The sequence below is a fragment of the Alloyangia pacifica genome (assembly GCF_020524285.1).
Lineage (GTDB): Bacteria > Pseudomonadota > Alphaproteobacteria > Rhodobacterales > Rhodobacteraceae > Salipiger > Salipiger pacificus_B.
The window spans coordinates 1-20,926 of sequence record NZ_JAIVKX010000005.1 but is presented as its reverse complement, the minus strand read 5'-3'; the positions used below and the strand labels follow the sequence as shown (position 1 = coordinate 20,926).

General features: G+C 67.5%; 16 protein-coding genes and 1 pseudogene. 4 read left to right on the top strand and 13 right to left on the bottom strand.

What is annotated here, in order from left to right:
- Positions 1-45: 45 nt before the first annotated feature.
- The 8 genes from LC039_RS08420 to LC039_RS08385 all read right to left on the bottom strand — a co-directional run bounded on the left by LC039_RS08420 (position 46) and on the right by LC039_RS08385 (position 10,630).
- Positions 46-1,584 carry a hydantoinase/oxoprolinase family protein gene (locus LC039_RS08420; protein ID WP_226623228.1) on the bottom strand — a complete coding sequence of 513 codons (1,539 nt, stop codon included), beginning with the start codon at positions 1,582-1,584 and terminating at the stop codon, positions 46-48.
- Positions 1,581-2,657: a DUF917 domain-containing protein gene (locus LC039_RS08415; protein ID WP_226623227.1), complete on the bottom strand. Its 1,077-nt coding sequence runs from the start codon at positions 2,655-2,657 to the stop codon at positions 1,581-1,583. The genes LC039_RS08420 and LC039_RS08415 overlap by 4 nt, the downstream gene beginning before the upstream one ends.
- A gap of 75 nt (positions 2,658-2,732) precedes the next feature.
- Positions 2,733-4,325 (bottom strand): ABC transporter substrate-binding protein, encoded by a 1,593-nt coding sequence (locus tag LC039_RS08410; RefSeq protein WP_226623226.1) that lies wholly within the window; start codon positions 4,323-4,325, stop codon positions 2,733-2,735.
- A gap of 32 nt (positions 4,326-4,357) precedes the next feature.
- On the bottom strand, positions 4,358-5,488 hold the full coding sequence (locus LC039_RS08405) for a DUF917 domain-containing protein (protein WP_226623225.1): 1,131 nt from the start codon (positions 5,486-5,488) through the stop codon (positions 4,358-4,360).
- Complete coding sequence (locus LC039_RS08400) at positions 5,481-7,055, bottom strand: hydantoinase/oxoprolinase family protein (RefSeq protein ID WP_226623224.1); 1,575 nt, start codon at positions 7,053-7,055, stop codon at positions 5,481-5,483. The genes LC039_RS08405 and LC039_RS08400 overlap by 8 nt, the downstream gene beginning before the upstream one ends.
- Positions 7,056-7,069: 14 nt before the next feature.
- The gene (locus tag LC039_RS08395) at positions 7,070-8,716 is read right to left on the bottom strand and encodes an ATP-binding cassette domain-containing protein (protein WP_226623223.1); all 1,647 of its coding nucleotides are present in this window, start codon (positions 8,714-8,716) and stop codon (positions 7,070-7,072) included.
- 1 nt (position 8,717) lies between these two features.
- On the bottom strand, positions 8,718-9,602 hold the full coding sequence (locus LC039_RS08390) for an ABC transporter permease (protein ID WP_226623222.1): 885 nt from the start codon (positions 9,600-9,602) through the stop codon (positions 8,718-8,720).
- Positions 9,602-10,630, bottom strand: a complete 1,029-nt coding sequence (locus LC039_RS08385) for an ABC transporter permease (RefSeq protein WP_226623221.1) — start codon at positions 10,628-10,630, stop codon at positions 9,602-9,604. The genes LC039_RS08390 and LC039_RS08385 overlap by 1 nt, the downstream gene beginning before the upstream one ends.
- Before the next feature lie 142 nt (positions 10,631-10,772).
- Between LC039_RS08385 and LC039_RS08380 the strand changes: the two genes are divergently transcribed.
- Entirely contained in the window at positions 10,773-13,115 is a 2,343-nt protein-coding gene (locus tag LC039_RS08380) for a helix-turn-helix transcriptional regulator (RefSeq protein ID WP_226623220.1), read from the top strand.
- A gap of 148 nt (positions 13,116-13,263) precedes the next feature.
- Here LC039_RS08380 and LC039_RS08375 read toward each other — a convergent pair whose 3' ends face one another.
- The 5 genes from LC039_RS08375 to LC039_RS08355 all read right to left on the bottom strand — a co-directional run bounded on the left by LC039_RS08375 (position 13,264) and on the right by LC039_RS08355 (position 18,150).
- Positions 13,264-13,467 carry a hypothetical protein gene (locus tag LC039_RS08375; RefSeq protein ID WP_226623219.1) on the bottom strand — a complete coding sequence of 68 codons (204 nt, stop codon included), beginning with the start codon at positions 13,465-13,467 and terminating at the stop codon, positions 13,264-13,266.
- Between the two features lie 64 nt (positions 13,468-13,531).
- Positions 13,532-14,452, bottom strand: a complete 921-nt coding sequence (locus LC039_RS08370; RefSeq protein ID WP_226623218.1) for an ABC transporter permease — start codon at positions 14,450-14,452, stop codon at positions 13,532-13,534.
- Positions 14,449-15,510 (bottom strand): ABC transporter permease, encoded by a 1,062-nt coding sequence (locus LC039_RS08365; RefSeq protein ID WP_226623217.1) that lies wholly within the window; start codon positions 15,508-15,510, stop codon positions 14,449-14,451. The genes LC039_RS08370 and LC039_RS08365 overlap by 4 nt, the downstream gene beginning before the upstream one ends.
- Positions 15,503-17,044 carry an ABC transporter ATP-binding protein gene (locus LC039_RS08360; RefSeq protein WP_226623216.1) on the bottom strand — a complete coding sequence of 514 codons (1,542 nt, stop codon included), beginning with the start codon at positions 17,042-17,044 and terminating at the stop codon, positions 15,503-15,505. The genes LC039_RS08365 and LC039_RS08360 overlap by 8 nt, the downstream gene beginning before the upstream one ends.
- A 14-nt stretch (positions 17,045-17,058) precedes the next feature.
- Complete coding sequence (locus LC039_RS08355) at positions 17,059-18,150, bottom strand: BMP family ABC transporter substrate-binding protein (protein ID WP_226623215.1); 1,092 nt, start codon at positions 18,148-18,150, stop codon at positions 17,059-17,061.
- Between the two features lie 189 nt (positions 18,151-18,339).
- Here LC039_RS08355 and LC039_RS08350 point away from each other — a divergent pair, with 189 nt between their 5' ends.
- The 3 genes and pseudogenes from LC039_RS08350 to LC039_RS08340 form a co-directional block, all read left to right on the top strand.
- A complete protein-coding gene (locus LC039_RS08350; protein WP_226623214.1) occupies positions 18,340-19,299 on the top strand; it encodes a LysR family transcriptional regulator in 960 nt (319 codons plus the stop codon).
- Positions 19,296-20,348: an isopenicillin N synthase family dioxygenase gene (locus LC039_RS08345; RefSeq protein ID WP_226623213.1), complete on the top strand. Its 1,053-nt coding sequence runs from the start codon at positions 19,296-19,298 to the stop codon at positions 20,346-20,348. The genes LC039_RS08350 and LC039_RS08345 overlap by 4 nt, the downstream gene beginning before the upstream one ends.
- A 248-nt stretch (positions 20,349-20,596) precedes the next feature.
- A pseudogene (locus LC039_RS08340) lies at positions 20,597-20,926 on the top strand (transposase); the annotation flags it as partial.

Here is a 20,926-nt window from a genome sequence, read left to right as displayed (position 1 = left end):
CGCCCGGGCATAGTGGCCGGGGCGGCTCAATCATCATCCTAGGCGTCAGCCAAAGGAGATATCACCGATCACCCGCACGCGCACACGTCGCGCGCCGCCGGGCAGGTAGGCGATGGGGATGTCCTCGATCTCGAGAACCTGCAGGCTCTCGGCATCGGCACCCGCGGCGACCGCCGCGGCCCGCGCCTCGGTCTCCGCCGCCGCCAGCGCCTGCTCCCGGCTCATATCCGAGAACACCTGGTCGACCTCGCCCGAGACCTGCGCCATGGCCGCGCCGAGCGCATTGGCCACGCCGGCATTCTCGACCCGCAGAACCTCGGAGGCGCCGGGCACCTCGTCGGGGATCAGGAAGGCCCCGCCACCGACCGCGATCAGCGGCACGTCCTCGGCCGAGGTTTTCATCTGATCGAAGTTCTCGGCCACCATGGCGCGCATCCGGGCAAGCGTGTCCTGCACGAAGGTCGGGTCGAGATCGCGGACCAGCGACGGGTCCCCCATCTCGATCATCCCCGCGGCGACCGCGATGTCAGAGGTGGTCAGCGTCTGGCCACCGAAAACCCGGGCTTCCTGCAGGATGCGATAGCCCACCGATCGCGGGCCGATGGCGCCGGTCTCGGGATCGACCACCGTGCCACCGCCAAGCGCGATGGGCAGCAGGTCGGGCATCCGGAACAGCGTTCGCACACCGCCGATATGGACGATGTTGTTGGCCTCGCGCGGGAAGCCCCCGATCAGGCAGCCGATATCCGAGGTCGTGCCGCCGACGTCGACCACCATCGCGTCATTCAGCCCGGTCAGGAAAGCCGCCCCGCGCATGGAGTTGGTCGGACCCGAGGCAAAGCTGAACACCGGGTTCGCCGCCGCCACATCGGCCAGCGCCACGGTGCCGTCGTTCTGCGTCAGGAAGAACGGCGCATCGAGGCCGATCTCGGCGAGCGCCGTCTTGAAGGCCTGCACCGTGGTCTTGCCGAGCGACTGCAGCGAGGCGTTCAGAAGTGCGACGTTCTCCCGTTCCAGCAGGCCGATCCGGCCGAGGCTGTTCGACAGGGTGATCCGCGCCTCGGGGATGATCGAGCGCACGATCTCCGCCGCACGGTCCTCGCATTCCGTGGTCAGCGGCGAGAAGGTCGCCGAGATCGCCACGGAGGTTACCCCGGCGTCGCGGATCTTCGTCGCTGCCTCGCGGATCTCGTCCTCGCGCATCGGCACCAGCGGGCTGCCATCGTATTCGTGCCCCCCATGCACCATGAAAATCATCGGATCGACGGCGCGATAGAGGTCCTCGGGCCAGTCGCACATCGGCGGCAGCGACGCGCCGGTCGGCAGAGCGATACGGATCGCCGCCACGCGTTCGAGCCGGGCGCGTTCCACCACGGCGTTCGTGAAATGGGTCGTGCCGATCATCACCGCATCGAGCGGGCGCGGCGTGTCGCCGATATGCGCGGCGACATGCGCGAGCGCGGATTTCACGCCCGACATCACGTCCTGCGTGGTGGGAACCTTGATCGAGGCGGTGATCTTGTCGCCGTCGATCAGCACGGCATCCGTATTGGTGCCGCCAACGTCAATGCCAATACGCTTCATTTGAATACCGATTTGAAGTCAATGTCATAGCCGAAGGCACGCGGGCCGACCGCCGCCACGCCCGCGGGCGTCGTGAGGATCTCCGGCGCCGGAAGCGCCACCACGCTCACGCGCTGGCCGTAGCGCACGGACTCGGTGCCGATGGCGCTGCCTGACACACTGTCGAGAAGGCACAGCAGGTCCGGCGTCATCGCCACCGGCTCACCATTGCGGAAGGCCACCGCCCATTCGTTCTGGAAGGCCAGTTCGAGCGTCGCGCCGCGATCCGCGTCGATGCCCTCGATCACGGTCTTGCCGCGCAGGAAGCCGCCGGTGGTGGTGCGGTCCACGTCGACGATCTTGCCGCGGAAGATCTGCTTGCCCTTGGCGTGGTCCAGCACGGCGGCCACCGGATCGTCATGACGGGCGCGGGCCTCGAGCACGACACGGCCGAGATCGGTCGCCTGAGTAATCGTGTCGTGGATGCCCCAGTCCTTGACCTCGCGGCCCGTGCGGGGCGCCTTGCAGGTCGCCGCGGTCGAGCCCACGGCGGTGCAGACCGCGCGGGAGACCTTCTCCATCCATTTCCAGCTTTCGGCGCGGGTGACGATCACCTCGTTGTCGCGCACGTCCACCAGCGACAGCGGGAACATCGACAGCCCGCCGATCGCGAAGGAAGTCATCTGCGCCTCGGGATAGGCGCGGCCCATGCAGTCGGCGTTGACCACCGGCCTGCCGAGAAGCGCCGCGGCGAGGAACGGCGACAGCGCGTTGGCTCCGCCGATCTCCAGCGCCATGATCGCGCGGAACGGGCGGCCGAGGTAATCTTCCATCAGCTCGACGGCGCGGGCCATGTGGCGAGGGTCCTTCAGCCGCTCCTGGCCGACCAGCGGAGCGCCCATGCCGGAGACCACCGCGACCATGTCGTCGTCCGCCAACTCGTCCGGCTGCAGGACCTGGACCCGCGCGCCCTCGGCGTAGAGGCGGCGGAGGTTCAGCGTTGAAAGATAGGGGTTGCCGCCGCCGCCCGTACCCAGAATCCACGCGCCGGTGGCGAGGGATTCAATATTCTCTTCCGGAAATTCCTGGAGCATCTGTCCACCTTGGGCCTTGCTTGTGCCGGCCCCGCAAGTCGCGGGACCGGCCTGTTTCAATGGGGGCGCGACCGATCAGTTCGACGGGCATTCCCAGGTGAAGTGCCAGAAGTTCAGGTCCCAGCTCTGCATGGGACGGAACTCGTAGCCCTGCAGGCAGGCGTTGGCCGCGTAGCGGCGCATCGGAGCAACGGCCCAGACGGCGGGCTGCAGGTCATAGATCGATTGCTGCAGTTCCTTGTAGGTCGCGTTGATCTCGGCCGGGTCGGTCTGGGCGCGCGACTGGTCGATCAGCGCGTCGATCTCCGGGTCCTGCAGCCATTCCATCGACCACCAGGTGCCCGACGCCTTGGAGTGGTACTGGTTGAAGAACATCGAGTCCGGCGAGGGGTAGCTTGGGCTCACGTTCACCTGCGTCGACGCCGGGGTGGTGTCGGGGTTCGACGCCAGTTCGACGATGCGGTTCCACGGCTCGGGACGGATGTCGAGCGTGATGCCGACCTGCGCGAGGTTGGCCTGCATCAGCAGCGCCACTTCCTGCTCGAAGGCCAGCGAGGCGACGTAGCTGTTGACCAGCGTGATGTCCTCGCCCGCGTACTTGGACAGCGCCAGCTCTTCCTTGGCCTTCTCCAGGTCGTAGACACCGGTCGGGATCTCTGTGTTGAACGCCGTCTCGAAGGTGTCCGAAAGCGGCCCGTGCATCGGCACGCCCGGGTAGATGATCTCTTGGATCGTCTCGTAGTCGGTCGCATAGGCGATGGCGCGGCGCACATGCACGTCGTCGGTCGGGTAGACCTTGGTGTTCAGCTTGATCTGGAAACCGCCGGCGGTGCGGGTCTGCAGCAGCTTGTAGCCGGGCATGTTGCCGATGGATTCAAAGGTGTCGTTGCCGAGACCGTGCGACGAGAGGCCCAGCTCGCCCTTTTCGGCCAGCGCGCGCACGGTGGCGTCGTCCGAGGTTTGCACGAAGCGCACTTCGTCGATCGGCGTGCCCTTGTCCCAGCCGAGGAAGTAGTCGGGGTTGCGCTCGATCACCATGTCCGCCGAGCGGTTGTAGCTGACCAGCGAATACGGGCCCGAACCGACCGAGTTGTCGCCGACGTAGGCTTCGCCGAGCGCGTCATCCGCCGTCGCGTTCGCCTCGACCAGCTTCTGGTTCAGCACCAGCAGGATCGGGGTGGAGGCAAGGAAGGGCGAGAACGGGCGGTTCAGCTTGATCTCGACCGTGGTCGCGTCGGGCGCGGTCACATTGGCCGGGTCGATCAGGTCGACGAGCAGGTTCGACGGGCCCTTGTTGATCTTCAGCAGGCGCTGGATCGACCAGACCGCGTCGGAGGCGCTCAGCGCCGAGCCGTCCTGGAAGGTCACGTCGTCACGCAGGTGGAAGGTGTAGGTCAGCCCGTCCTCGGAGATGTCCCAGGACTTCGCGAGGTGCGGCACGATCTCGCCCGAGGGTGCGACGGTGGTCAGACCGTCGTACATGTTCACCACCGCCATGTAGCCGGTGTAGTCGGTGACCTTCGCCGGATCGAGCGAGCTGAAGATCTGCATGGTGTTGACCACGGTCGACACCTTTTCCTGCGCCATTGCGGCGGGTGCGGCACCGAGGCCGAGCACTGCTGCAAGCGCGAGGGCCGACAGCCCGCGTTTCTTTGCCAGAATAGACACTGTTGTACTCCTGTTGGGTTTTCTTCTTGGGCTCAGGCGGCCTGTCCCATCGGGGCAAGCGGCGTGAAGGGGATCTCGGGGTAGCCGAAGGCGGCGGGGCCGACGACCTCGAGCGCGCGCGCGGAGCGCAGCAGGTCGTGGCAAGGCACGGCGAGCACCGCGATGCGCTGGCCGTAGCGCAGCATCTCGGTGGTGATCGGGTAGCCGGTGTCGACATCCAGAACGATGATCAGGTCCGGGACGGTCACCTCGACCTCGCCCTCGCGGCGGAAGATCAGGAACTCGTTCTGGATCGCGATGCTGGCGGTCTGGCCCTGGAAGCCGTCAAAGCCGCCGAGTTCCAGATCGCCGACGGCAAAGCCGCCGCGCAGGTGGCGCTTCAGGTCGGTGATCTTGCCGGTGAACACGTGACGCCCGCCTTCCAGCGCGCAGACCGTCGCGACCGGGTCGTCGCCGTTGCGGCGCGCGTCCAGCACCGCCCGGCCGAGGCGGATCGCCTTCGTGTAGCTCATGGGGATGGCGTTCTGGCGCACGAAGCTCGCCGGCATCGGGGCCGTGGCCAGCATCGCCGCCCCGCCCTGCGCGACCACGCAGGCCCGCGCCATGCGCTCGTGGAACACTTCGGAGACCGCGTGCTGGAACACCACGCGGTTGCCGTGCAGGTCGCACATCACCGAGGGAGTCGAGCTATGGCCGTAGATCGAGAAGGTGGTCATCTGCATCTCGGGGAAGGCGCGGCCCATGCCGTCGCAGTCCAGCACCGGCAGGCCGCCGAGCGCCGCCGCCACCAGCGGATTCATCGAGTTGGCGCCGCCGATCTCCTCGCAGACGATGGCATCCATCTTGCGACCGGTCAGCTCTTCCATGCCCTGCAGGCAGCGCAGCCCCTCGCGGCCTTCGCGGATCCGCTCGGTGCCCACCACCGGTGCGCCGATGCCGCCGATCGACATGCACAGCGCGTCATCGGCGATCTTGTCGGTGGCGAGGATGGTCATCTTGTGACCCGCCTTCATCGCCTCGCGGGTCAGCAGCTTGCCCTGGTAGGGGTTACCGCCGCCACCGGTGCCGAGGATCCCGGCGCCGACTTCCAGCGCCTCGAGATCGTCGAGTGTCAGCTCCCACAGGTCGGCGGGATCGTAGGTCAGCTCACGGGTATCAGGCATTTTCGACTTCCATTTCTGCGAGGGCACCCATCTCACCCACGACCTTCACGTGGATGCGGGTGGCATTGCCGGGCAGGTAGGCGAGGGGCATGTCCTCGCGCTCGATCACCTCGATGGTCTCGGCGACGGCCCCGGCGGCGACGGCCTGGGCGCGGGCTTCCGCCTCGGCCTCTGCCAGCGCGCTGTCCCGGGTGACGCCATCGGTCAGGCTGAAGATCCGGTCGGTCTCGCCCGAAATCTGCGCAATCGCCGCCCCCACCGCGTTGGCCACGGCGAAGTTTTCCGGACGGATCACCTGCAGATCACCGATCTGGTCGGGCATCAGCACCGAGCCACCGCCGACCGCGATCACCGGCACCGGCTCGGCCGAGATGCGCGCCCGCTCGACGCAGGCCTCGAACATCTCGGTCATTTGCGTTGCTGCCGCGGTGACCAGCTCGGGATCGAGGCTCGCCAGCGCCGCCGCATCGCCGATCTCGGCCTTGCCGGTGGCCACGGCGATGTCGGTTGCGGTCAGGGTCTGACCGCCGAAGACCAGCGCCTCCTGGCGGACACGGTAGCCGACGGACTGCGGACCGATCACCACGCTCTCGGGGGTGCCCTTCACCAGCGAGCCGCCACCGAGGCCGATCGAGAAGACGTCGGGCATGCGGAAGTTCGTCCGGACCCCGCCGATGTCCACCGAGGTGGAGGCCTGCCGCGGGAAGCCGTGCGACAGCGCGCCGACGTCCGAGGTGGTGCCGCCCACGTCGACCACGATCGCCTCCTTGAGGCCGGTCAGGAAGGCCGCGCCGCGCATCGAGTTGGTGGGACCCGAGGCAAAGGTCAGCACCGGGAAGGCGCGGACGGTGTCGGCGGCCATCAGCGTGCCGTCGTTCTGGGTGATGAAGAAGGGCGCCTTCACGCCCGCCTGCTCCAGCGCGTGGCCGAAGGCCTGCACCGTCTTGTCCGCGAGCCGCAGCAGCGAGGCGTTCATGATCGCCGCGCTTTCACGCGCCAGCAGCCCGTGGCGGCCGATGTCGCGCGACAGCACGACGCTGAGGCCGGGGCATTCTTCCAGCAGGATCTCGCGGGTGCGCAGCTCCATCGCGTCGTTCACACCGGAGAAGACGCCGGTCACCGAGGCCGCCCGGATGCCCTTCTCACGAATTTCGCCCGCGATCCTGCGGATCTCACCCTCGTCCAGCGGCGACAGTACGCGGCCGTCGAACTCGTAGCCGCCCTTCACCTGGTAGCCGTGGTCGCCGACCATCTCGCGGATGTCCTCGGGCCAGTCGACCATCGGCGGCAGACCCGCGCCCGAAGGCAGACCGAGGCGGATGGCGGCCACCGGGTCGAGGTGCCGGCGCTCGATCACCGCATTGGTGAAATGGGTGGTGCCGATCATCACCGCGCCGATACGGGCGCGGTCGATCCCCGAGGCGGCGATCACCTGTTCCAGCGCCTCGAACACGCCCGAGGTCACGTCCTCGGTGGTCGAAGCCTTGATCCCGGCGAGGACCTCATTGCCCTTCAGCACGACGGCATCGGTATTCGTGCCGCCTACGTCAATTCCTACGCGATACACCAAAGGCTCCTTCATCAATCAGTGGTTTTGACCAGGAAGGCTGCACGCTCTTCCGGGCTGACCGCGGGCTTGTGGCGTTCCTCATCGTCGGTAACGACCGGGATCGCCGCGATCAGCGCGCGGGTATAGGGGTGTTTCGGGTCGGCGAAGATCTCGGGCGTGGCGCCTTCCTCGACGATTTCGCCGCGCAGCATGATCGCGAGCCGCGAGCAGAAATTGCGCATCAGCGACAGGTCGTGCGAGATCATGAAGTAGGTCAGGCCCAGCTCCTCGCGCAGTTGCAGCAGCAGCTCGATCACCGTCTTCTGCACCGACACGTCGAGCGCCGCCGTCGGCTCGTCGAGGATCAGCACCTTCGGATCGGCGGCCAGCGCGCGCGCAATGGCGACGCGCTGCTTCTGACCGCCCGACAGCTCGTGCGGATACTTCGCCAGGTAGGACACCGGCAGGCGCACCAGCTCCATCAGCTCGGCCATGCGGGCGTCGCGCGCCGCGCCGGTCAGCCCGGCGTATTTCAGCGGCAGGCCAAGGCTCTGCTTCACCGTCCGCTTGGGGTTCAGCGAGGTGCCGGGGTTCTGGTAGACGATCTGCGCCAGCGGGCGGCCGGGGTTCGGCGTGCCATCCACCGAAACGCTGCCGAAGGTGGGGCGCGACAGCCCCATCATCATCCGCGCCACGGTGGTCTTGCCCGAGCCCGACTCCCCGGCAAGGCCGAAAATCTCGCCCTCGCGCAGGGTGATCGACACGTCCTTCACCGCGGTGAAGCGCTTGCCATGGCGGCCGAATTCCTTGCCGAGCCCGGTCGCGCTGACAATAGGAGCCTGCGCGCTGATCTGCTGTGTCTGCACCCGCGGCCCGTAGAGCGGCGGCACCGCGTCCAGCAGGCCGATGGTGTAGTCGTGCTCGGGCGACGCGAGGATCTTCTCGCAAGGGCCGGCTTCGACGATATCGCCGTGCCGCATCACCACGACGCGGTCCGCCACCTTGCGCACCACCCCGAGGTTGTGGGTGATCATCAGCAGCGCCATGCCCTCTTCGGCCACCAGCGTGTTGATCAGGTTGAGGATCTCGTCCTGCGTGGTCACGTCCAGCGCGGTGCCCGGTTCGTCGGCGATCAGCAGTTTCGGCTGGTGCAGCAGCGCCAGACCGATGAGCACACGCTGGCGCATGCCGCCCGACAGCTCCGACGGGTAGGCGTTCATCACCCGGTCCGGATCGGCCAGCTGCACGCGGCGCAGCACGGCGGCGATGCGGGCGCGCCGGTCGGCGCGGCTCGATTTCACCCCCTCGCGGCTGTCGGCGAAGCGCAGCACGTCGTCGAGGTGCGTGCCGATCTTGAACACCGGGTTAAAGGACGACAAAGGGTCCTGCATGATCAGCGAGAAGGCCGAGCCCTTGAGCGCGTCGCGCTCGCCGCGCCGCAGTTCCAGCACGTTGCGCCCCTCGACCTCAATGCGGCCGGCGCTGACAGTGGCATTGCGCGGCAGCGTGCCGAGGATCGCCTTGGCGGTGACGGATTTGCCCGAGCCGGTCTCGCCGATCAGCGCCACGCGCTCGCCCGCACCGACGGTGAAGGAGATGTCGCGGAGCACCTGCCGGGTCTGGCCGTAGGAGGTGAACAGGACGTCGAGTCCCTCGACTTTCAGAAGTGCGTCGCTCATCTCAGCCCTCCATATCGAACATGTCGCGCAGACCGTCGCCCAGAAGGTTGAAGCCGAGCGTGACGTAGAGAATGACCGCGCCGGGGCACAGCACCTCCCACCAGAAGTCGGGCATGAACTGCCGCCCGTCGGCCACCATCGAGCCGAGGTCAGGGGTCGGGGGTTTCACGCCGAAGCCGAGGAAGCTCAGCGTCGCGCCGAAGAGGATCACGAAGGCCGCGTCCAGCGTCGTCTTGACCGAGATCACTGACACGCAGTTGGGCAGGATCTCGCGGAAGAGGATGTGCAGTGGGCCGGCCCCGGCGATGCGCGCGGCCTCGATGAAGTCCTCCGACGCCACCGATTTCGACACCGCGTAGATCAGCCGTGCGTGCCAGGTCCACCACAGCAGGGTGATCGCGATCATCGCGTTCATCAGCGTCGGCTCCAGCAGGTTCGACACCGCCAGCGCCATCACCAGCGGCGGCATCGCCAGCATGACGTTGGTCAGCCCGGTGATGATCCGTTCGGTCCAGCCGCCGAAGTAGCCCGCGGCGAGGCCGAGCACCGTGCCGATCGGCACCGAGATCCCGAGCACGCCGATGACCAGCAGCAGCGAGATGCGCAGGCCGAAGACGGCGCGCGAGAAGATGTCGCGTCCGACCTTGTCGGTGCCGAACCAGTGGGTCGCGTCCGGCGGCAGGTGGCGCGCGCGGAAGTTCACAACCGCGCCCACGTCCTCCGGCTTCGGGGTGATGTAGGGCGCGAGGATCGCGAAGATCACCGCCGAGAGCACGACCAGGGTGCCGATCACCGCCGCGGGGTTGCGGCTGAAGCGGTACCACATCATGTAGCTTGCGCTCAGGTCCTTGTTCGCTCCGTCCAGAGCCATCTTAACCTCGGCCATCAGCGGGCCTCCTTTCGGCGCATGCGGGGATCGATGATGGCGATCAGCACATCGACGATCAGGTTGGCGACGATGAAGAACAGGCCCGACACCAGCACCACGGCCGTGACCGCGTTCAGGTCTTTCTGCAGGATCGCGTTGAGCCCGTAGGAGGCGAAGCCACCCCATGAGAAGACCATCTCGATGACGAAGGCGTTGCCGATCAGCGAGGCGAACTCGAGCCCCATGATGGTCAGCGGCGCGATCGACGAGAGCTTCAGCAGGTAGCGGAAGATGATCACCCGCTCCGGCACGCCGAAGCTCTGCAACGTGAGCACGTGATCCTTGCGGCGGTTCTCCAGCATCGCCGAGCGGGTGATGCGGGTGATCTGACCGATCCCCGCCATCGACAAGGCAACGGCCGGCAGCGCGAGGTGCTGCAGCGCCGAGGCGAAGACGTCCATCCGGCCGGCAAGCAGCGAGTCCACCAGCATCAGCCCGGTCGGCCCGCCGGTAAAGCCCAGGCCGTGATCCATCCGCCCGATGATCGGCCAGTCGCCGAAGTAGCGCGCCGCCACCAGCTGCAGCGAGATGGCAAAGAGGAAGCTCGGGATGGTCACGCCGACGAGCGAGAACAGCCGCCCGACGTGATCGACCCAGCGATCGCGGAAATGGGAGGTCATGACGCCGAGGGGGATGGCCACGGCGAACATGATGATCACCGCCACCAACACCAGCTCGACCGTCGCAGGAACCGTCTGGCCAAGGTCCATGGTCACCGGTCGCTGCGACAACAGCGACATGCCCAAATCGCCCTGCAGGGCGCGCGCCATGTAGGAGGCGTACTGCACCGGCAGGGAGTCATCGAGTCCCATCTCGGTACGCAGGGCGCTGACCTGTTCCGGCGTGGCCGTGGGGCCCAGTGCCATGCGGGCAGGGTCGCCCGGCACCACCCGGGCCAGCACGAAAATCATGATCGACAGCACGACCATCACCAGGACGAAGGTGAGGAGTCGGGTCAGGATCGCTAAAAACGGGTTTTGCTGCATCAGCCGGAAACCTCCCGGTTGGTCTCTTTCGGCGGACTATTCTGCAGCGTCGAGGGTTCGACAATTTGGGGATGGTATGGGTTTTCATAAAAATGGTATAGGTTTCTGAATGCCCCCCGATACCTCCCCGCCCGCAAGAATATTGCGCAAATCACTGATCGATCGCATCCTGAGCGATCAGACCGGCACGGTTTTCCTGCGCGCCCCCGCCGGCGCCGGGAAGTCGGCCCTGATGCGCGACGCGGCGGAACAGATTGGGGCCTCGGTCTGCGCGCTGCATACCCCGCGCGAGAGCGACGTGCAGAATGGCTGGCTGTTCTGGGATGTGCCGGGCTCGGCGCGCACCGCGCGCCTGCCGGCGCAGGTGGCGGAGACCGTCGAGCACCTAGTGATTGCGCATCGCCCCAGCCAGAAGATCACCGGCCTTGCTCGGCGGCTCCTGCACGGCGGCAAGCAGACGCTAGATGCGCGCGCGCTGAGTTTCAGCGCCGCAGAGCTCAGCAGCAGCTTCCCCACGCCCCTGGCACGGCGGCTGCTGGAAAGCTACGCTGGCTGGCCGGCGTTTCTGCCGCTCGCGGCGACACCGGACCCAAACCTGGCTGCGGCCTATGTCGGCGAGACCTTCCTCGCGCAGCTCTCTCCCGCGCCCACAACCCGGTTGTCGATCTGGCTCGAAGACCCCACCCCGGACCCGGACGACGACTGGTGCGACGCGCTGCCGCCCTTCCTTCTCAGCGCACCCGAAGCGCAATCCGCCCTGATCAGGGCCCTGCGTACGGCCGTGGCCGCGCGGATCGAAACCTTCTCCAACTCCGGCTCGGTCACCGAGGTCGCCACCGCCCTCGAGGCCGCCAACCGCCCGCTCGCCGCCATGGCACTGTTGCTCGACCATGGGCACGAGGCCCATGCGGCGCAGATCCTTGCGCATTCACGCGGGCTCGAACTGATCTACGAGTCAAACCTCAACGAGTTCAGCCGGATCGTCCTGCGCTTCTCTCCGGAGCTCGTCGCGACCAACGAGACGGTGCTCTTCGCGATCACCCGCACCCTGATGAAACAGGGCGAGTTCCAACGGGTCCGCCAGCTGGTGGCGAAGCACCTGGGCTCGGACTATCTCGATCCGCTCAAGGTGCTGTCGCGCGGGACACGGTTCTCCTTCGCGGCGCGCCGCTTTCGCCTGAACATGATGATCAGCGAGGACATGACCCCCTCTGATGCGATGCTGCAGAGGCTCGGCGAGTTCATGGCCGACTACCCGGTGGGCGACGACCAGAAATGGGCGGCGTTCTACAACGCGCTGCTGGAATTCGAGATCCGGCGCAGGAATTTCCGCGAGGCCGAGGCCGCCGCCGCCCGCGCGCTGATCTACTTCCGCAAGATCGGGGGCCACCCGCTGCTCGAATTCTTCATCCACCTGCACCTGATCGTTCTGCACCTGACGAACGGCGATGTGCGGCTTGCCCGGCCCGCCGCGCGCATCGCCCGAGAAAAGCTGCAATCCGTCACGCATCCAGTCGAACAGGAATTCCGGATGCTGCACCTTGCCGAGGCCGCGCTGGCCTACGAGGACGGACAGCCCCAGAAACTCGTGGCCTTCCTGGAGCAGGAGTTCGACGCCTTCGCGCGCGCCGAGATCTGGCCGAGCCTGTTCCACTTCGCGATCCAATACGCGTCGCAGGCGGTGATGGACCATTACCCCGCCAGCATCCGGCCGGGCTTCCTCGACGGCCTCTGGCTCCACCTTGCCGAGCGGATGGACCTGCTGCAGACCGTCCAAATCCGCACCGCCACTGCCTATCAGAACGAGGGCCGCATCGGCGAGGCGACCGCCACGCTGCAGAGCCTGCGTGCCGCGCAGAGCATCCCGCCGGAGGCGATGACCCCCGATTGGCTGGCCCAGCTCAACGACCGCAACGCCATCGCGCTGGCCATGGCTCGTCTGCGCTGCCTCGTCGAGGACCCAGCGCCCGGACCTGACATCGACCGTCAGCTCGCCGCGCTCGAGAGCAACCCGAAAGCGACCCTGCGGGAAACCGTCGCGCTGAAGATCTGGCGCGCCCACCTCGCCCACAAGCGCCGCGATACCGCAGCGGCCCGGAGCCAGCTGCAGGCCGCGCTTCTGTCGGCCTCCCGGCTTGGCTGTTTCGGCGTGCTTTCCGAGCAGCGGATCTTCCTTGCACCACTGCTGCGCGAGGCGCGCATTCGCCAGCACATCGAGACCGCACCGGACATCCGCGCGACCCTGTCGAAATACGCCGCGTCCATCTCGACGCCCAAGGCCAAGGCGCGCGCCGGGGGGCTGACCGAACGCGAAGCTCAGCTCTTGCAGCTGATTGCCGGGGGCTACCCCAACAAGCGGATTTCGCAAACGTTGAACATCGCCGAGCCGACGGTGAAATTCCACCTGTCCCGGCTCTACGCGAAGCTCGGCGCGAAGAAACGCGGCGAAGCCATCCAGTCCGCCCATGCGCTCGGCTGGTTATGATCGGAACGGCGGAGGCCGCTGACGCGGACCCTAGGCCACATAAGAAACTCGGCTCCCCGAAAGTCTCTGGGGGAACTGCGCCATTTCAGAGGTCAGTTGATCAGCTCCGCGAGCACATGAGGGGCTCGCTCCGGGACTGCATCGCTGTTCAGCAAACTGAAAATATCCCCATGGTCTGGCTACAATTGTTCGTGGGAACGTCGCGTTCGCTCAACGCCGCGACCAACTCAGCCTCGTTGACCTGCTCGCGCAACGCAACCATGTGGCTGCCGCTGCGCTTCTTATTGCCCCAGACCCCATGATCGCGCTGCACGGTGACCAGGTCGGCGGTCTCTCCCACGGCATTCTGCATGCGAGGGTTGCGCCGGATGACCCGGTGCCGCGCCTCAGGAATGACCACTAGCTGCCCAAAGGTGTCAGTGCTTATCCTGCCGCAGGTAGCTCAACCCAAGCGCCGCCGGGGCACCGCTGCGCGCACCGCGCCGCGTCGAGGTCAGCGCGAGAACGGCCAGCGTCAGGACGTAGGGAAGCATGGCGCCAAGGTAGACCGGAAAATCGACCCCCAGGGCCTGCAATCGCGGCATCAGCGCCTCGGTGCCGCCGAAGAGCAGCGCGGCAGCAAGGCAGCGCAACGGGCGCCAGCGCGCGAAGATGACCAGCGCGATCACCACCCAGCCGCGCCCCGCGACCATGCCCTCGACCCAGACATGCGCCGAGGCGACCGACAGGTAGGCCCCGGCCAGACCGCCGAAGGCGCCACTGGTCAGCACCGCGCCCAGCTGCACGATCTGCACGTCCACCCCCGCCACATCCGCAGCCCCCGGATCCTCGCCGACGGCCCGCAGCCGCAGCCCCGCGGCGCTGCGCGTCAGGAACCAGGCGACCAGCAGCAGAAGCAGCAGCGCCAGCGGAAGCATCAGCGTCTGCTGCCCGAGAACACGCGGCAGCTCGGCCCCCCATGAGGTCTCCGACAGGCGCGGCACGCCGTCGAAGGGCTTCTGCACATGGCTCCGCCCCAGCACGCCGGTGATCCCGAGACCGAGCGCCACGGTCGCAAGCCCCGCCAGCGTCTGCTCTACGCGGAAGACCACCACCGCAAGCCCGAAGACCGCCGAGAGGCCGAGCCCCGCCGCCGTACCGCCGAGAACCCCGAGCCAAGGCCCCTGCCCCGCGAGGCAGATCAGCGCCCCGGTCATCGCACCGACCGCCATGAAGCCCTCGGGACAAAGGTTCAGCACGCCGGCCCTCTCGGACAAGACCACGCCGAGACTGGCCAGCAGCAGCGGCAGCACGTAGCCCGGCAGCACGGTGAGCCATGCAAGGAAGAAATCGGTCATGCCGGCCTCCGTGCCACGACGCGGTAATCGGCGAAGAGCTGCGCGCAGAGAACCGAGAGCAGCACCACGCCCTGCACCAGCAGGACCATGGCTTCCGATATCCCGTAGAACACCTTCAGCACCCCGCCCGCGGTGTAGAGCCCGCCCAGCAGGAAGCTCACCACCAGCACCGCCAACGGGTTCGACCGCGCGAGATAGGCGATGATGATGCCGCTGAAGAGGTAGCCTGCGCCGATCGACTGGCTGAGCCGGAACTCGGTGCCGGTGACGATCACCGCCCCTGCCAGCCCGCAGAGCGCGCCCGACCCCAGCACGAAGACCGCGACGGTCATCAGCACCGGCAGCCCCGCCGCCCGCGCCGCGCGGCGGTTGGCACCGACCGCGCGGGCGTAGAAGCCGAGCCGGGTGACGCCGATCACCATCGCCGCCAGCAGCACCGCTGCCAGCGCAAGCCAAAGCCCCGCGTGCACCTGCCCCCAGCCGAGCAGCGGCAGGCGTTCGGCGGCGTCCAGCGTCGGCGAGGTGGGAAAGCCCGTCTTGCCGTCGCGCCATGCGCCGAAGAGCTGGTGCTGCACCCAGAAGAAGGCGATGGAGCCGAGCAGCAGCGTCGAGATCACCTCGCTCACATCCCACAGGAGTTTCAGCGCCAAGGGAAGCGCGATCCAGAGCGCGCCCGCCAGCATCGAGAGCGCCAATATCAGCGGCAGGCGCAGCGGCTCGGGCCCGAGGTCGAGGATCGACACCCAGGTGGCCGCCATGGCGCCGAGCCAGAGCTGCCCCTCGATGCCGATGTTCCAGAACTGCACCCGCAGCGCCAGCGCCGTGCCGAGACCGACCAGCACCAGCGGGATCATCGCGGTGACCGTCTGGCCGAGCCCCTGCGAGGTCAGGAAGGTCTGCACGACGAATTCCTGCCAGAGCGCCGCCGTGGGCACGCCCAGCTGCACGAGGATCAGCGCCGCCAAAGCCAGGCCGAAGAGCAGCCCGCCGAAGTAGCTCGCCGCGCTCAGGCGCAGCGGCACCCGCTGGCGGCGAACCAGAAGGGCACCGTCAAGCATGGCCCACCAGGAGTGCGCCGAGCCGTTCCGGGGTGACCTCGGACGCCGGCATCGGGGCGCTGAGCCGACCGTTGTTGATGACGCAGACGCGGGTGGAGAGGGACATGATCTCTTCGAGGTCCTCGCTGATAAGTAGGCAGGCCATGCCGCGCGCCACGCCCTCTGCGATGGCGCCATGCACCGCCCGGGTCGCGCGCAGGTCGAGCCCGCGGGAAGGGGAATGGGCCACCAGCAGCCGCGCGCCGTCCGAGACCTCGCGCGCCAGCAGCAGCTTCTGAGCATTGCCGCCCGAGAGCAGCGAGGCAGGGGTGGCGGGACCGCCGCCGCGCACCTCGTGGTCGGCGATCAACCGCTCCGCCTCGCGGCGCATCTTGCGGCGATCCACCAGCCAGCGCCCGCCGAAACGGCCCGAGGCGACGCCGGTCAGGGCCAGGTTCTCGGCCAGCGATAGCCCGGGCGCCATGGCACTATCGAAGCGGTCGGCGGGCACGACGCGCAATCCCGCGTCGCGGCGCGCGGCGGGAGACGCTGTGAGCAGGTCCGCGCCGCCGAGCCGGATCGTGCCCCCCCCGGGGCGGCGCAGGCCCGAGAGCACGTCCACCAGTTCCGGCTGACCGTTGCCGCCGACACCGGCAATGCCCAGCACCTCGCCCTCGGCCAGCTCGAGCGCCAGCCCGTCGAGCGCCCGGCTGCCGTCGCCGCGATGGGCCGAAAGCCCTTCGATCGAAAGGAGCGGCACGCCGGGTCGGGCGGCGATGCGCGGCGCGGCGGCGGGCATCTCGCCTACGGCGAGCCGTGCCACCTCGTCCATCGCCAGCCCCTCCGCCGGGGCGGCATCGAGCACCGTGCGGCCCTGTCGCATGACGGTGATCCGGTCGGAATAGGCCGCCACCTCGCGCAGCTTGTGTGTGATCAGCACGACCGCCCTGCCCCGGCGGGCGAGCTGCCGGACAAGCGTCAGCAGCGCCTGCGCCTCGTCGGCAGTGAGCACGGCTGTAGGCTCGTCGAGGATCAGGGTCCCCGCGCCCAGCAGCAGCACTTTGAGAATCTCGGCCCGCTGCCGCTCGGCGATCGACAGCTCATCCACCCGCGCGGCGGGGTCGATGCGAAAGCCCAGCTCGGCGGCGCGCGCCGCCAGCAGGCGCGCCGCCTCGGCGACGCTCACCTTCTGCCCCGCCCCGCGCAGCGACAGCGCGACGTTCTCGGCCACGGTGAAGCTGCCGACCAGCCGGAAATGCTGGTGCACCATGCCGAGCCCCGCGGCCATGGCATCGGCGGGACCGCGCAGCGGCACGTCGCGGCCATCGACGATCACCTCGCCCGCGTCGGCGGCATAGACCGCCGTCGCCACGTTCATGATCGTCGACTTCCCGGCACCGTTTTCGCCCACCAGCGCGTGCACCTCGCCCCAGTCGAGGCGAAAGCCGGCGCCGTCGAGTGCTCTGTGCCCGTCGAAGGACTTGTCGATCCCGCGCAGCAAGAGCGCGGGCGCGCGCCCCGGAGCCTCCTGCGGTCCGGGATGCGGGAAATGCATGTCTTGCGGAGACCTCATTCGCCGGCCGGCATGGTCCCGGTGATGCCATCGACGAAGAAATCCATGGTCCAGAGCGCGTCGTCGGGCAGAACCTCGCCCGCGGCCACCACCTCTCCGCCGTCGCGCGCCTTCAGCGGCCCGGCGAAGGGCTGAAGCTCCCCCGCGATGATCTGCGCCTTGGCGTCGGCGATCTTCGTCTTGGTCTCCTCGCTGACCGAGGGGCCGAAGGGCGCGAGGTCGACGACGCCCGATTCGAGTCCCTCGAACCAGCCCCATTCCTCGGGCTCCCAGCTGCCATCGATCACCGCCTTGATACGCGGGGTGAGATAGGCATCCCAGTTGAACACGACCGAGGTCAGGATGTTCTCGGGCGCCGCGGCCGACATGTCGATCTGGTAGCCGATCGCCCCGGCGCCGCGCTCTTCGGCGGCGTTCAGCGCCGATGCGGCGGAGAGGTCGGTGGCGATGACGTCGGCGTTCTGGTCGAGGATCGCCTCCGAGACCTGGCCTTCCTTCACCGGGTCCCACCAGCTGTTGGTGTAGACCACGGTGGTGTCGATCCCGGGCTCCACCGATTGTGCCCCGCGCGCGAAGCCGTTGACGTCCCAGTTGACCACGCCCACCGGGAAGCCCGCCAGCATGCCGATCTTGCCGCTGTCCGAGGCCTCCGCCGCGGCGATCCCGGCGAGGTACCAGGCCTCGTAGGTGCGGGCGTAGAAACTTTCCATGTTCTCGCCATTGTGCACGCCCGAGGCGTTGAAGAAAGCGACGTCGGGATAGGCCTGCGCCGCCTCGTACATCGCCTCGCTGTAGCCGTAGGTGGTGCCGACGATGATGTTGTAGCCGCGCTGCACGTAGAGATCGATCGCGGCGCGCAGGCGAGTAGCCTCCTCGGGGATGTTCTCGGCAACGGCGATGTCGAGCCCCAGCTCCTCGGAAACCGCGGCACGGCCCTTGTCGATGGCCTCGTTCCAGCCGCCGTCCTGCACGGTCGAGGCGTAGATGAAGGCGATCTTCGGTTCGGATTTCAGCTCGAAGGCCCCGGCGGCCACGGGCAGCGAGGCAGCCAGAAGGCCGGTGGCGAATGCGCTGCGCAATTTGATCATGAGGCGATCCTTTCCCTGTTGGCGCCCGGCGGGCGGGCTGAGTGCTTTTTGTGCGTTTTGGGTCGGGGGGCGTCCGATTCCGGCGAATCCCGACAGGCTTTGCTTGCCTGATCCAAAGCCACATGTTCAGAAATTTGGACAGAAAACCTGTATCCTCGGATACAAATCCAAGAATATGGACGATTACTGATGAATTTTCAGGCGCTGAGCACCTTCATCAAGGTCGCCGAGACCGGGTCGGTCTCGGTTGCGGCACGGTTGCACGGCTTGCCGAAATCCTCGGTCAGCCTGAAGCTGAAGCAGCTCGAGGAGGAGGTCGGGGCCGAGCTCTTCGCCCGCCGCGGCCGCACGCTGGAACTTACCGATGCGGGGCGGGTGCTGCTCGAGCGCGGCCAGCACATCCTGTCGCTCTGCGACGACACCGCCGCCGCCGTCGCCTCGATGCAGGACGACGCGGCGGGCGTGCTGCGGGTCGGTGCGTCGGGCGAGTTCGGCACGGCGCTCAACGCGCAGATGCTGCAGGCCTTCCGCGCCGCGCATCCGAAAATCCAGCTCAACCTCGTGTTCTTCGCGCCCTCGGTATTCCTCGACCTCAGTCGCCAGAAGGTGTTCGATGCCGTGCTTTCCTTCGACGACACCTCCGGCCCCGGCGCCGAGGTGCTGGCGACGCTGCGCTACGGGCTCTACGCCAGCCCGCGCTACCTTGCGGAACACGGCACGCCCGGGACCGTTGCCGATCTCGCCCGGCACAAGGGCGTCCTCTACCGCGATGCCGAGGGGGTGCAGCCCTGGCGGTTGAGCGACACCCGCGACAGCGCCGAAATCCTGCCGCCTGCCGACATCGTCACCAACGACTACTGGACGACGAAATACTTCGCCGTCGCCGGCGCGGGGCTGGCCCTGCTGCCCGCCTTCTTCACCGAGCTCGAAGTGCGCGAAGGGCACCTGGTTCCGGTGCTGCCCGAGTGGCAGACCGAGGCGCGCAGCATCACCCTGCGCGTGCCCGACCCGCGCTACGTGGCGCCCAAGACCCGCGCCTTCCTCGCCTTCTGCAAAGACTACTTCCAGCCCGGCTTCGACTTTGCCGGCCCCCGCTATTTCGTGGAGGCGCTGTGCTTCCCCGACGCGTCCAAAGGAGAGACCGAATGACCTCACTGACCACCGGAAACGGCCCGCGCCTGCTCAAGGACACCGGGCTCGACGCCGAGCGTGTGCCCTTCGACAAGCTGCCGGTGATCGACCTCGCGGCGATCTTCACCGAGGACGAGGACGCCAAGCGCGAGCTGGCGCTGGCGCTGCGCCGCGCCTGCTCGGAGATCGGCTTCTTCTACGTGAAGAACCACGGCGTGCCGCAAGCGGTGATCGACGGCGCCTTCGCCACCGCGCGGCGCTACTTCGCCCTGCCCGACGCCGAGAAGATGAAAATCCACGTCGCCAAGTCGCGCAACAACCGCGGCTACGCAGCGCTGCTGGAGGAAAACACCGATCCCACCGCGCGCGGCGATCTGCACGAAAGCTGGGACATGGCGCTGGAGGTTCCGGCGACCGACCCCGACGTGCTGGCCGGCAAGGTGCTCTACGGCCCGAACCAGTGGCCCGCCGATGACGCCGCCTTCCGCGCCGACGTCGGCGCCTATTACGACGAGATGCTACGCCTGTCGCACGCGCTGCTGCACGCCTTCGCGCTGTCGCTGGAACTCGAGGAGGCGCATTTCGACGCGCTGGTGGAAAAGCCCCTCGCGACGCTGCGCCTGCTGCACTACCCGCCGCAGGAGGGCGAGGTCGACGAGCGCCAGATCGGCATCGGCGCGCATTCCGACTACGAGTGCTTCACCATCCTCGCGCAGGACGACCCCCGCATCCGCGCGCTGCAGGTGCTGAACTCCGAGGGTGACTGGATCAGCGCGCCGCCGCTGCCGGGCCATTTCGTGGTGAACATCGGCGACCAGATGGCGCGCTGGACCAATGATCTCTTTGCCTCGACCGTGCACCGCGCGATCAACCGCTCGGGCGTCGAGCGCTACTCGATTCCGTTCTTCTTCGGCCCCAGCTACGACTCGGTGATCCAGCCCCTCGACAGCTGCGTCGACGACGCGCACCCGGCGAAATACGAGCCGATCACCTCGGGTGCCTACATCAACGGCCGCTTCGCCGAAACACTGGCGCATTACGATCCGTCAAAGGAACTGGCCGACTGACCGCGCGCTTTCAAGCTTTCATGGGCGGCCAGCGCGGCCGTCCATGAACCCTGTTAAAAAGGGCAGCGGCTCAAATTCTGTGGCGCATCGGATGGGAACCGACCGGTTGAGGCCGCCTGCCGGTTGGAGGCGACCTGATCTAAGACACGTGCGTTACGACGTCCTTTGCGACGTGTCTTAGGCTCAGGACCCATTGATTTCGGGCAGTTGCCATGATTGAGCCTCCGTAAGGAGACGTTGAACATGGGAACCCTTTCTGGCTTACCGAAGAGCAGTTGGAGCGCCTGCGACCTTTCTTCCCGAAGAGCCACGGCAGGCCACGCGTCGATGATCGGCGCGTCCTGAGTGGTATTATCTTGATCAACCGCAATGGCTTACGGTGGTGTGACGCGCCGGCAGCCTATGGTCCGCACAAGACGCTCTACAACCGCTGGAAGCGGGGGAGCGAGATGGGTGTGTTCGCTCGAATGTTCGAGGGGCTCGCGGCGGAGACATCCGAAACGACGACGATCATGATCGACGCCACCTATCTCAAAACCCACCGCACGGCGTCGAGCCTGCAGGTGAAAAAGGGGGGG